The organism is uncultured Ruminococcus sp. (assembly GCF_947301925.1).
Taxonomy (GTDB): domain Bacteria; phylum Bacillota; class Clostridia; order Oscillospirales; family Ruminococcaceae; genus Ruminococcus.
On sequence record NZ_CAMYUE010000001.1, the window covers coordinates 381,079 to 394,009 of the forward strand.

The window sequence follows — 12,931 nt, forward strand, 5'->3', positions numbered from 1 at the left end:
AGGTATCTGCTTATGTTTATTGAATTGCTGCGCAGTCTGTTCTTTTTCGCCCTTCATATCGAGAACTCCTCGGTCTTTCCCAAGCCGCTGCCCAAAAAAGAGGAGCAGGAATGCTTTGTCCGTATGTCACAGGGCGACGTCGCTGCAAGAAACAGGCTGATAGAGCACAATCTGCGGCTTGTGGCCCATATTGTAAAAAAATACGCTTCAACTGTTGATGAGCAGGACGAACTCATATCCGTGGGCACCGTGGGGCTCATAAAGGCGGTTTCCACATTCGATCACACAAAGGGCGCAAAATTCGCCACCTACGCCAGCAGATGTATCGAAAATGAGATACTGATGCAGTTCAGGGCAGCAAAAAAATCAGCGGGAGACATATACATCAACGAGCCCGTTGAGACCGACAAGGACGGCAACAGTCTCACTCTTATAGATCTGATCGACGACGGAGTAGATATACACGAGCAGGTAGATGTTCTGATACGTTCAAAGCAGCTTTACAGCTTTATAAGCACATGCCTCGACAAGCGGGAGCTGGAAATAATCATTTACCGATACGGACTGTACGGCAGTTCTCCCCACACTCAGAACGAGACCGCTGAAAAGCTGGGGATATCACGTTCCTACGTTTCACGGCTTGAAAAAAAGGCCATAGGCAAGCTGAAAAAACGCTTTGACGCTGCGGATATCTGAACACTCTGCGGATCGCGGTACTTGTCATAACTCTGCTGATATGATATAATTATATATATCAGTATCAGGAGGTTCATATGGATATTCTCGTAACAGGCGGTACTGTCTTTGCAAGCAGATATACCGCAGAATACTTTGCTTCAAAGGGCAACAACGTCTATGTGCTCAACAGGGGAAACAGACCTCAGTCGGATAATGTCATACCGATAATCGCAGACCGTCATTCACTCGGCAGTACTCTCAAAGGCCGCAGTTTTGACGCGGTTATCGACGTGACCGCATATAACGATACGGACGTAAGCGACCTACTGGACGGGCTCGGAAGCTTCGGCTGCTATATACTTATAAGCTCAAGCGCCGTTTACCCCGAAACTCAGCCCCGGCCCTTCTGCGAGACCGCTGAGATCGGTCCGAACTATATCTGGGGAAAATACGGCACAGACAAGATCGCTGCCGAAAGAACACTCACAGACCACGTCCCCGACGCCTATATTATCCGTCCGCCATACCTCTGCGGCCCTATGAACAACCTGTACCGCGAGGCTTTTGTATTTGAATGTGCAGAAAAAGGCAGAAGCTTCTATATCCCCCGCAGCGGCGACATGAAGCTTCAGTTCTTCCATATCGGTGATATGTGCAGATTCATAGAGCTGCTCATTGATAAAAAGCCCTGCGATCACATATTCAATGTGGGCTATCCCGAACCTGTAAGTATCAGGAAATGGGCTGAGCTTTGCTATGCTGCCGCAGGTGCGCAGCCTGATTTTAAGTACGTTAACGGAGATATTCCCCAGAGGAGCTATTTCCCATTCTACGATTACGAATATCAGCTGGACGTTGCACGAATGGCGGCTGTTATGCCGGACCTTACTCCCCTTTCCGAGTCGCTGCACCTGTCATTTGAATGGTACAGGAGCAACCGTGACAAGATAGTACGCAAACCTCTAATAGACTTCATTGACAGAGAGCTTGCTAAGGAGGAGCTATGATATACACCGATCTTACCCGTAAGGCAATGAAGCTTGCCTACGAAGCTCATCACGGACAGACAGACAAAAGCGGCGTCCCCTATATCTTTCACCCCTATCATCTTGCCGAGCAGATGAAGGACGAGATATCCGCCTGTACGGCTCTGCTCCACGATGTGGCAGAGGATACCGATATCACTGTCGTCGATCTTGAAAAGGACTTCCCTCCCGCTGTTACGGAGGCGCTGAAGCTCCTTACTCACAGCAAGGACACGGATTATATGGACTATATCCTTAAAATAAAGGAAAATCCCGTTGCAAAAGCTGTAAAGCTTGCTGATCTGAAGCATAACTCCGACGCTTCAAGACTGGAAGCGCAGAACGGGAATGACCTTTGCGAGGCTTCACTGCGTATGGAGAAATACAGGCTTGCAATAGATGTACTGTCTGCCGCCGATTGAGAAAATAGACGATTATTTCACAGACTGATTGTACATTTTGCATGGTGACAACACTCCGAAAATATGTTATAATGTTTCTTGCAGTATTTTACGGAGGTGTCTTTATTGGAATTCAAAGTCAACTGCGGCATATGGGGAACCATGTTCGGCGTTCCGTCCATTGTTGCCGATAATTTTCTGAAGCTCGCAACAGGCGGGCAGATAAAGGTGCTTCTGTACCTCCTGAGATGCTCGGGCAAGGCCTGTTCCACCGAGGAGATATCCTCAAACACGGGAGTCACCCGCGAGGAAGCCGAGGACGCGGTCCTTTTCTGGCAGCAGGCTAATGTTCTCAGCCCCGATAACAGCGTAAAGGCTCCTCCCGTCAGTCCTGTAATGACCGCTCCCGCTGTGAATGAGCATCCCGTCGGCAGCGGACAGCTTACGTCAGAAAAGGTCATCGCTCCCGACCACAAGACCAACCTCAGCGGATCGGAGATCGCTGCCATTATGAACGAATCAAAGGATATCAAGGAGCTGTTCACTATTTCCGAGACCATTCTCGGTCCCCTGAAGAACAGTCAGATGAACTCCATGATCTGGATGTACGATCATCTCGGTCTCAAAAAGGAGGTCATAATCACCTTGCTGTCCTACTGCGCTTCCATCGAAAAGGTCAATACGGCGTATGTTGAAAAGATAGCCTGTTCATGGGCAGAAAATGAGATAAATACCATAAATGCCGCTCAGGACGAAATACAGAAAATGACTGCTTCAAGAGTGTTTGAAGGACGCATAATGAAGATTTTCCAGATGCCGAACCGTCCCACAACAAAGCAGAACGAGATAATACAGCAGTGGAAAACAGCAGGCTTCAGCACGGAGCTTATAAAGCTGGCATACGAAAGGACCTTTGAACAGATAAACAAGCTCAACTTCAATTATATAAATAAGATACTGCTCTCATGGCGTGACAGCGGCTTCATGACCGTCAAGGATGTCCAGAAGGCAGAGAACGAGTACAAGAAGAAAAAGGCTGCTTCATCAGGCAGCCCGGACGACTCCGATATTGAGAAATACGATTCGGTAGTCAACAAATTCCTGTACTGAGGAGGTAGAAAATGGACAGCGAAATATTTGACAGAGCTCAGGCTGTACTTACCGGCCGCCGTATGAAAGCTGTCAGCGAAAACGAGGAGCGTATCCGTGAGATAAATGAAAAGATACCGCAGATACGGGAAATAAACGAGGTGCTTTTCAACACGGGAAAGGACCTCATCGCTATAATATCCGGCGGAAGAGGTCAGGATATCAGTGAAAAGGTGGAGCAGCTGAAACAGTATAATCTGGGCGCTCAGGCGATGTGCAAAAAGATACTCGCCGAAAACGGCTATCCCGAGGATTATCTCGATACTCACTATACCTGCCCCAAATGCAGCGATACAGGCTATAACGGCAGCAAATTCTGCGATTGCTTCAAGTCTCTTTGCGGAAAGCTTGCAGCAGATGAGCTCAACAAAAACTCCCAGCTGGAGCTATCAAGCTTTGATACATTCTCCCTTTCCTATTATTCCGGCGAAAACTATGCCGCGATGAAAAGGATTCTGGAATACACCATGCAGTATGCAGCAACTTTTTCCCCCAACTCCAGAAGTATTCTTATGTTCGGACAGACAGGTCTCGGAAAGACTCATCTTTCGCTTGCTATTGCAAATAAGGTGCTCGAAAAGGGCTACAGCGTCATATATGACTCTGCTATCAATATACTCCGAAGCATCGAGAAGGAGCATTTCAGCCGTGAACACAGCTCCGAAATGATTGACCTTGTAATGGACACGGATCTCCTTATACTGGACGACCTTGGCACAGAATACGAGTCACAGTTCTACACTGCTACGATATACAATATCATAAACACACGTCTCAACCGCGGAAAGCCCTCGATAATCAGTACAAATCTTGATCTTGCAGGCATCAGCCGCAGATACGACAGGAGAGTGACCTCAAGAATCATAGCTACATACTCCTGCCTGGAATTCAAGGGCGAGGACGTAAGGCTTCAGAAAAGAAATGAAATATAAAAAAGGCTGCCTTTTCGGCAGCCTTTGCTTTTTACTGTGCAGAATCTTCTGTTTCAAGCTTCAGCTTGAATGGGGAGAATTTCCTGTAAGCGGACGAATTCTTGTTTGCGTCGTAGCTCTCGGCAATACCCTTCATCATGTCCTCAAACTCCTGATAATAACGTTCGCTGAGGAGTGATTCGATATTGCTCTCGCTCCAGAGATCGTCATCAGTCATACGTTCCTTGATGTCGGCTCTGATGATAACGTATACAGTATTCTCATCATAATCGTATTTCTCAGCCTTGTAGTAGCCAAGCTTATCGAAGATGTACTTGTTGTAATCCTGGAAAGCCTTCTGTGAAGCCTGAGATTCGGGTGAAGCTGTGGTAGTTACCGCACTGCCCTCTTCGGCGGCAGTGGTTGTGTACTTTGTCACAGTCATCTCGTTAGCATAGGGATCGGTTGTAGTAGTTGTTGTAGTCTCGCCCTTTGCTGTTGTAGTTGTCACGGTTGTAGTAGTGGTAAGTGTCTCGCCTGCTTCCTTGGCAGCCTTTTCGGCAGCCTCCTGAGCACGCTTGTCGGTGTACTCTTTGTACTCCTCCTCACACTCGTCTATCTTCTTGAGCTTAGCCTCATTTGTCTTCTCAGCGTTGATGTCCTTAACATACTGGTCGATCATCTTATCGAGACGACGGATCTCTTCATCGCTGTACTTTTCACCGTTCTCATCTTTATAGCTGACGGTGAAGTACTTTACTCTGGTAGTCTTATCCTGGAAGTATTCCTTCAGCTCGTCCTCGGTGCAGCCCTTTTCGCAGCCAAGTCCGTAATAATGCTTGAATATAGCTTCCTGCTTGTAAGAGTTCTCGATGACCTTTCTCAGTGATTCCTCACCGATACCATTCTCTGTGAACATCTCGTTGGAGCTGTTTGCAGCAAGGATACTCTTGATATTATCAAGCTCCTCAGCTGTAAGAGAACCGCCGATCTTGTCGAATTCCTTCTCATATGCAACGAAATCTCTGCAAGCCTCTGTAGCCTTATTCTGGATCCATTCACTTGCTGTAAGATCTTCGATGGTAGCATTCTTCACATCGTCAAGCGAAGGCTCCGTGCCATTCTTGGAATAGAGTTCGTATGCGGCATTATTATAAGCCGATATCTCATTATAAATAAATACGCCTGCAGGCACTTCGTACCCGTCTACCGTAAGAGCTGTCTGGGTACCCTTACCGAATGTGATAGCTTCAGGCGCACCGCAGCCTGCCGCAGTAACGGCAAGAGCAAATGCTGCAGCTGCAGCAGCGAACTTATTGAATTTATTCATCTGTATATTCCTCCGATATAAATGTAATTCCAGATACTGTTTTATTATACAACATTTTTTTATGTTTGTCCATAGTAAAATGAAAATTTTTTCCTTTTTGTCACCAAACGAACTTATTAAATGAATTACTATAATTATTTTTACGTTATATCCTTGACTTGACAGCTATAAAATGATACAATAGATGTATATGCATTATTATAAGGAAGGTGTCTCAATGAAAGTAAAGCTTCTGTCATACACACCCGAGCCTGAAAAGCTTGTGGCCACTGCCGCAAAGCTCTGCTATTCCAGCAGCGACATAGAGTCCCTCAGGGACGGCCTCACCGAGGATAAGATATCGGGGTTTATCGATATGCTTACGTCAATAGGCCATGAGAGCGTTATGGAGCACGTCTGCTTCACCTTCGGCGTTGAAGGTATTTCAAGAGCCTGCTCGCATCAGCTGGTACGTCACCGAATAGCTTCCTATTCACAGAAGAGCCAGCGTTACGTCAACGAAAACGGCTTTGAATTCATAACTCCCCCTTCTATTGCAGAGATACCCGAGGCTAGAGAGGAATACGACAGAGTTATTGCCGTGATCACCGAAAGCTACGAAAAGCTTGCAGCTATCCTTACCGATAAGCATACAGCTGAATTCACCGCACAGGGACTTGATGAGAAAACCGCCCGTTCAAAGGCTTCAAAGCTTGCCAATGAGGACGCAAGGTTCCTTCTCCCCAACGCCTGCGAAACAAAGATCGTTGTTTCCATGAATGTGCGTTCCCTTTTCAATTTCTTCCGCCACCGCTGCTGCAACCGTGCTCAGTGGGAGATACGCGCTGTTGCCAATGAGATGCTGAGACAGTGTCTCGAAGTTGCTCCTCACATATTCGCACACGCCGGCCCCTCATGTGTTGCCGAGGGCAAGTGTCCCGAGGGCAAAATGACCTGCGGAAAGATAAACGAAGTCAGGGAGTTCTTTTCGGCAATGAAGGCAGACTGACCGCGGAGGAAAAATGCTCGAATTCAGAGATATCGACATAAGCGATAAAGAGCGGATAACCGCTGCTCTTGAATACTCCCAGTTCATGGGCTGTGAATACAGCTTCGCCAACAATATGGCGTGGAAAAGACTGGGGGATTCTAAAATCACCTTCTTCAATGATTTCTATATCTGCTGCTCCTTCCGTTCAGAGGACGGTATACCAAGATTTTTCCTGCCTTCGGGCAAGGGCAGCTACAAAGACGTCATCGCGGAGATGGCTGCATACGCTTCCTCGCTGGGAAAGCCTCTGAGGATAGCTGGTATAACCGAACCCTCACTTGAAATGCTGAAGGAGCTCTTCCCCGACAGCTTCACTGTCGACACCGACGAGGGAGACTGGGATTATATCTATAATTCCGCCGATCTTATCGGGCTCTCGGGAAGAAGATATCACGGAAAACGCAATCATCTATCGCAGTACGAAAGACTGGGTGCGGAATTCTCACTCATGACCGAAAACGATTTTGACGACTGTATCACCTTCAGCGCTGTCGAGTACAACAACAGGACTTATGAACCCGATCACTCCTTCATCGCAGAACAGTACGCCATAAATACCTACTTCAACTATTTCGGCCAGCTTGGTCTGAAGGGCGCCGTCATCAGAAAGGACGGCAGGTTGATCGCATTCACCATAGGAGAAGGCCTAAACAGAGAGACCTTCTGCATTCACATCGAAAAAGCCGATACGCAGTACAGCGGTATCTATGCGGGGATAAACAATCTTTTCGCAGGTGCCTGCGCTGCTGACTATAAATTCATAAATCGGGAGGAGGATCTGGGCATCGAAGGGCTCAGAAAGGCAAAGCAGTCCTATCACCCTGCATTTCTCCTCAGAAAATACACCGTTACATTCAAATGAAAGGATATGTCTCATGATCTATGTTTATCTTGCCAACGGTTTTGAAGAGACCGAGGCTATCGCTCCCATTGACCTGCTCAGACGTGCAGGCAAAACTGTAGTTACTGTCGGCGTAGGCGACAATATAATAGTCGGTTCTCACGGTATTACCGTGGTTCCGGACACTATCGCACAGGAAGCTCCTCTTACCGACGAGCTGGAAATGATAGTACTCCCCGGCGGAATGCCCGGAACTCTCAATCTTGAGAAGTCTGACTATGTACAGCAGGCTATAGACTTCTGCGTTGCCAACAACAAATATATCGGCGCTATCTGTGCAGCTCCCTCCATACTCGGACACAAGGGACTTCTCAGCGGAAAGACTGCCGTGTGCTACGAGGGCTTCGAGACTCAGCTCACAGGCGCAAATATCGGAAGCGGCAGCGTAGCCGAGGACGGTATATTCATTACCGCAAGAGGTGCAGGCGTTGCCGTAGACTTCGGCCTGAAGCTTGTGGAAAAGGTACATTCAAAGGAAGAAAGCCTCAGACAGCGTAACGCTATACTTTGTGACTGATATGGATAATAAGAAAGAACTGCGAAAACGATATTCACATATGCGGGCCGAGGTCCGCGATAAGGTCTCAAAGGACATGGATATTATCGACAGGCTCCTGGAAGAGGAAAAGATACTGGAGGCCGACCATATCCTTCTGTACGCCTCTTTCGGTTCGGAGGTCGATACATACCTGCTCATAGACAAGCTCATTGAAATGGGCAAGAGTGTGGCTCTGCCCCGCTGCGGCTCCGAGCGCTCCATGACCTTCCATCTCATACAGTCCGTGGCAGACCTTCACGAGGGTATGTACCGCATACCCGAGCCTGACAGCGCTCTCCCCCAGCCAGAGTTCACTTCTGATACGGTATGTCTCGTCCCGGGACTTGCCTTTACAGAGGAGGGCGGCAGGATAGGCTACGGCGGCGGATACTACGACGCTTTCATACTGGATAACCCTCAGGTCTACACCATAGGCCTTATATATGAGGAGCTCGTCGTCAGCGAGCTGCCTCTCATGGATCATGACCTCAGAGTCAATATGATAGTAACTGAAGAAAGGACGGTGCTCTGCAATGGCTGATAACAAAAACAATGATGTTATAAATGATATTCTCAATCAGCTCGACAACGAAAAAAAGAAAAAAGAAGCAGAGACAGAAAAGAATATTGAAAAAGCCGTAAAGGAGCCTGAGAAGGCGGTGGAAAAGGCGCCCGAAAGACCTGTGAACAGATCGGCAGCTCCCAGACCTGCGGTTTCCCACGAAGCTCATCCCGAGCCTCGCCCGGAATCAACTGCAAGGCCGTCTGCTGCAAGAAACGCTACTCCCCGCCAGGGCGCAAGGCCCGTTTCTCACGATGATATCCCCGTAAGAAACAGCGCAGCCATAAAGAGAAACAATACTCACCACAAGAAAAAGAAGAAAAAGAGAAGAAGCAGACTGCCTGGCGTTCTTATCCTGACAGTTTCCATATTCGCTGTTTCGATCTGCCTTTCAATGGTCATTATCGCATTCGGACGTGATATGCTTGGTATCGGCAAGAGCGACACCACAAAGCTCATAATCGTTCCCGAAAACGCTACTACAGAGGAGATATCACAGCTTCTCCATGACGAGGGAATCATAAACTCTCCGAAATGCTTCCAGATGTTTACCAAACTGCGAAAAAAGAACGATATCTACCTTGCAGGCGAGCACTTTGTAAGTCCGAATATGGCCTATGAGACAATAATCGACACTCTCACCAACGAGGAGGAGGAAGAAGCCAAGGAGCCCGTTTCCCTCACATTTATTGAAGGTGAAACAATATACGACGCCGCAGAAAAGCTTGAAGCCGAAGGCGTATGCAGCGCAAGCGATTTCATCTTCTACTTCAATTCCGGCGGATTCGGCTACAGATTCGAGAACGAGCTTCCCAAGACTCCCAACGCTTCAAAGTTTGCGGACGCCCGTATGGAAGGCTATCTGTTCCCCGATACCTATACCTTCACAAAGGATATGGAGCCCGAACAGGTCTGCCAGAAGATCTACTTCAACTTCGATCAGAAGATGACCGACGAGAGGCTTGAAAAGATGAAGAAGCTGGGGCTTTCGCTGGATCAGCTCATAACTTTTGCTTCCATCGTTCAGAAGGAAGGCCGTGACAGAGAGCAGATGGACAATATCGCTTCTGTATTCTGGAACCGTCTTGAGCATCCCGACGAGTATCCCAAGCTTGAATCAGACCCTACTTCTAACTACGCAAACAACGTTATCAGGCCTCATATGACAGTTATAAACAGCGATATAATCCAGGCCTACGATACCTACAAGGGTACAGGTCTCCCTCCCGGAGCTATATGCAGCCCCGGTACAGACGCTATCGACGCTGTTCTTCTGAAGAAGCCTTCCGAGAACTACTTCTTCATCGCCAATATCTATACAGGAGAGACCTTCTTCTCCAAGACCAATGACGAGCACGAGATGAAAAAGGCACAGGTAAAGGCGGATGAGGCTCAGTACGAGGCTGAGGAGGCCGCCCGTAAGGAAGCCGAAGCTCAGGCCGCTCTTGCGGAGGAATACAATGGATAAGCTTGAAGTTCTTGCACCCGCAGGCGACGAGGAACGCTTCAACGCCGCGGTTGATTACGGCGCGGACGCTGTTTACCTCGGACGAAAGCAGTTCGGTATGCGCTCCTCCCCTATGAATTTTGATTTTGAGCAGCTTTGCTCGGCGGTAAAAAAAGCTCACGAAAAAGGCGTTAAGGTATACCTGACCTGCAACACCCTGCCGAGGAACAATGAGATCCCTTTCTTTGAAGGTTTCGTAAAAGAAGCAGTGGAAGCAAAGGTAGACGCTCTTATAGTTGCCGATATAGGACTGCTGATGCTCATAAAAAAATATGCTCCCGATATGGAGATACATATTTCCACACAAACGGGCATCGTCAACTATGTGACCGCACGGGAGCTGTACAATATGGGCGCAAAGAGAGTAGTTCTCGCAAGAGAGCTGTCGCTTGACGAGATCGCTGAGATCAGGGCAAAGACGAGTACCGATCTTGACATCGAGACCTTTGTACACGGCGCTATGTGCGTTTCATTCTCGGGAAGATGCCTGCTGTCCCAGTACCTTGTCAACCGTGACGCAAACCGCGGTGAATGTGCTCAGCCCTGCCGCTGGGGATATCATCTTGTTGAGGAAAAGCGTCCCAACGAGTTCTTCCCCGTTTTCGAGGACGAAAAGGGCACCTACATTCTTAACTCCAAGGATATGTGCATGATCGAGCATATCGACAAGCTTGCAGAGGCCGGCGTGACCAGCCTTAAAATAGAGGGCAGAGCTAAGTCCGCATACTATGTCACAGTCGTTACAAATGCCTATCGCATGGCTGTTGACCACTATTACAAGGATCCTTACAACTTTGTCCTCCCCGACTGGATAAGGGACGAGGTATATAAGGTCAGCCACAGGAAGTACTGCAACGGATTTTTCTTCGGAACACCTCAGGAGTCCCAGTATTACGAGAACAGCGGCTACATAAGGAATTATGACGTTGTGGCTGTTGTTGAGAGCTGCGAGGACGGTACCGTTTACTGCACACAGCGCAACCGCTTCTTTGCAGGCGATACAGTAGAGCTCCTTGCTCCTTCGCAGAAGCCTGTGGAAATGACGCTCTCACAGCTTTTTGATGAGAACGGCGAGGAGATAGAGACTGCCAACCACGCGATGATGAAGTTTTCATTCAGATCTGATCTCACCTTCCCTAAGGGCACTGTTATCAGAAAGGCTACAAACTAAAAAATAAGGCTGATACATAAGAAGTGCGCCGGTAAAGAAGTATTTAAGATTTGAAGAGAAGGTTGCGTAACCAAGCGGTTACGCAGCCTTTCTTTTTTTGTCGTACTTCATGCTGTCAGCAACGGTAGTCGTTACGGCAACATCGAAGCGATAGTGAATCTCGATCTGCTGAGTGCGGTGTCCGCTACTCTTATCGGGAGCGTGTACGACTATCTTGTTGATAAGCTCGTGCATGATCTCAGGTGTCAGCTCCGTGATATGCTCATACTTCTGTACTGCCCTGATGAAAGCGGTCACATCGGAGGACTTTTGTTCAGCCGTATCAATGTAGGCTGTCAGTTCGGCAACGGTTGTTTTGAGCTTCTTCTGCTCGTCCTCATAACCTGCCGACATCATAGCAAAGCGTTCATCGGAAATCTTGCCCGATACATTGTCCTCATAAAGTCTTGTGAACAGCCTATCAAGTTCAGCGATACGCTTTTCTGACTGCTTCATGGCTTTCTTTGCTTTTGCAAGCTCCGAGGATTGCTTCTGAACAGAATTGTCCATTGCTGCCTGAATGAACTCGTCTTCGTTCTCCTTGACAAAGAAAACCATCTTGTTAAGCTCACCGAGGACGATCTCTTTCAGTACAACAGTTCTGATGAAATGCGCCGAACAGGCATCTTTATCTGAGGAGTATGTTGAGCATTTCAAATGCTCCTGATCTTCCGTCAGGCTTGTTGCACGGCAGAGGTACATCTTCTTTCCGCAATCTGCACAGTAAACCATACCTGAAAACTGGTTAAGTTCCTCGTGCTTGGTAGGTCTGCGCTTATGTTTACGAAGTTCCTGCACCAAGTCAAACTGTTCCTGTGTTACGATGGGCTCATGTGTGTTCTCGAAAACAAGCCATTCTTCCTGCGGATTTCTTACGGTTTTCTTGTTTTTATATGACTTCTTATGCGTCCTGAAATTAACCGTATGCTCGATGTACTCTTGTCTGTCGAGTATGTGACCGATAGTTTTACCGCTCCAACGATGCAGCTTGGCATTTTTATGACCGTTATCTCTCCCCAGAGCTAAGGCATAGGCGGTAGGTGTCGGGATACCTTCTGCTGTAAGAATACGGGCAATCTGAGTAGGACCATATCCTTCAATGCAAAGGTGGAAAATCTTGCGTACCACCTCTGCGGCTTCTTCGTCAATCACCCACAGATTCTTATCCGTTTCCGAGTGCTTGTAGCCATAGATCGGATATGAGAGCGGTTTCCCCGATTGTCCTTTAGCTTTGAAAACAGCTCTGATCTTCTTACTTGTATCACGAGCGAACCAGTCATTAAAAATATTTTTGAATGCCATTAGCTCGTTCTCACTTTTGAAAGTATCCACATTATCATTGATAGCGATATAGCGGACATCATAATCAGGGAATATGATCTCAATGTACTCACCAGTTTTCAGATAGTCTCTGCCGAGTCTACTCAAATCCTTAGTGATGACCGTACCTACTTTGCCGTCCTCAATGTCAGCCATCATAGCCTTGAAACCGTCACGTTCAAAAGTAGTGCCGCTGACACCATCGTCCACATAATAAACTGTATTATTAAAACCGTTGTCATCGGCATACTTCTTGAGGATTGCCTTCTGGTTGGTGATGCTGTTGCTCTCACCCTGTAACATATCGTCCTGGCTCAGACGACAATACAATGCTGTGATCTTGTCTGTCATAATTTACCTCTCTTTCCG

The 12,931-nt window shown here is 47.7% G+C and carries 13 protein-coding genes; 11 read left to right on the plus strand and 2 right to left on the minus strand.

Annotated features, from left to right (window positions below; all coding sequences use genetic code 11):
* Nucleotides 1-12 precede the first annotated feature (12 nt).
* The 5 genes from sigK (at nt 13) to Q0Y65_RS01810 (ending at nt 4,185) form a co-directional block, all read left to right on the plus strand.
* Nucleotides 13-696 carry an RNA polymerase sporulation sigma factor SigK gene (sigK, locus tag Q0Y65_RS01790; RefSeq protein WP_297956117.1) on the plus strand — a complete coding sequence of 228 codons (684 nt, stop codon included), beginning with the start codon at nt 13-15 and terminating at the stop codon, nt 694-696.
* A gap of 77 nt (nt 697-773) precedes the next feature.
* A complete protein-coding gene (locus Q0Y65_RS01795) occupies nt 774-1,685 on the plus strand; it encodes an NAD-dependent epimerase/dehydratase family protein (RefSeq protein WP_297956120.1) in 912 nt (303 codons plus the stop codon).
* Entirely contained in the window at nt 1,682-2,125 is a 444-nt protein-coding gene (locus tag Q0Y65_RS01800; protein ID WP_297956123.1) for an HD domain-containing protein, read from the plus strand. Before Q0Y65_RS01795 ends, Q0Y65_RS01800 begins: the two co-directional genes overlap by 4 nt.
* Nucleotides 2,126-2,230: 105 nt before the next feature.
* A complete protein-coding gene (locus tag Q0Y65_RS01805; protein ID WP_297956126.1) occupies nt 2,231-3,214 on the plus strand; it encodes a DnaD domain protein in 984 nt (327 codons plus the stop codon).
* 11 nt (nt 3,215-3,225) lie between these two features.
* Nucleotides 3,226-4,185 (plus strand): ATP-binding protein, encoded by a 960-nt coding sequence (locus Q0Y65_RS01810; RefSeq protein ID WP_297956128.1) that lies wholly within the window; start codon nt 3,226-3,228, stop codon nt 4,183-4,185.
* Nucleotides 4,186-4,216: 31 nt separating this feature from the next.
* On the opposite strand, the gene Q0Y65_RS01815 is transcribed toward Q0Y65_RS01810, so the two are convergent.
* Nucleotides 4,217-5,494 carry a hypothetical protein gene (locus tag Q0Y65_RS01815; RefSeq protein WP_297956131.1) on the minus strand — a complete coding sequence of 426 codons (1,278 nt, stop codon included), beginning with the start codon at nt 5,492-5,494 and terminating at the stop codon, nt 4,217-4,219.
* Nucleotides 5,495-5,711: 217 nt separating this feature from the next.
* On the opposite strand from Q0Y65_RS01815, the gene thyX reads away from it, so the two are divergent.
* The 6 genes from thyX to Q0Y65_RS01845 are packed head-to-tail and all read left to right on the plus strand — an operon-like array spanning nt 5,712 to nt 11,203.
* A complete protein-coding gene (gene thyX, locus Q0Y65_RS01820) occupies nt 5,712-6,482 on the plus strand; it encodes an FAD-dependent thymidylate synthase (RefSeq protein WP_297956134.1) in 771 nt (256 codons plus the stop codon).
* 13 nt (nt 6,483-6,495) lie between these two features.
* Complete coding sequence (locus Q0Y65_RS01825; protein WP_297956137.1) at nt 6,496-7,386, plus strand: DUF2156 domain-containing protein; 891 nt, start codon at nt 6,496-6,498, stop codon at nt 7,384-7,386.
* A 13-nt stretch (nt 7,387-7,399) separates the two neighbouring features.
* Nucleotides 7,400-7,942, plus strand: a complete 543-nt coding sequence (locus tag Q0Y65_RS01830; RefSeq protein WP_297956140.1) for a DJ-1 family glyoxalase III — start codon at nt 7,400-7,402, stop codon at nt 7,940-7,942.
* Between the two features lies 1 nt (nt 7,943).
* Nucleotides 7,944-8,504, plus strand: a complete 561-nt coding sequence (locus Q0Y65_RS01835; RefSeq protein WP_297956143.1) for a 5-formyltetrahydrofolate cyclo-ligase — start codon at nt 7,944-7,946, stop codon at nt 8,502-8,504.
* Nucleotides 8,497-9,993, plus strand: coding sequence for an endolytic transglycosylase MltG (gene mltG, locus Q0Y65_RS01840; protein WP_297956146.1), 1,497 nt, complete (start codon nt 8,497-8,499; stop codon nt 9,991-9,993). Before Q0Y65_RS01835 ends, mltG begins: the two co-directional genes overlap by 8 nt.
* Nucleotides 9,986-11,203: a U32 family peptidase gene (locus Q0Y65_RS01845; protein ID WP_297956149.1), complete on the plus strand. Its 1,218-nt coding sequence runs from the start codon at nt 9,986-9,988 to the stop codon at nt 11,201-11,203. The genes mltG and Q0Y65_RS01845 overlap by 8 nt, the downstream gene beginning before the upstream one ends.
* A gap of 78 nt (nt 11,204-11,281) precedes the next feature.
* Here Q0Y65_RS01845 and Q0Y65_RS01850 read toward each other — a convergent pair whose 3' ends face one another.
* A complete protein-coding gene (locus tag Q0Y65_RS01850) occupies nt 11,282-12,913 on the minus strand; it encodes a recombinase family protein (protein ID WP_297956152.1) in 1,632 nt (543 codons plus the stop codon).
* Nucleotides 12,914-12,931: the final 18 nt, after the last annotated feature.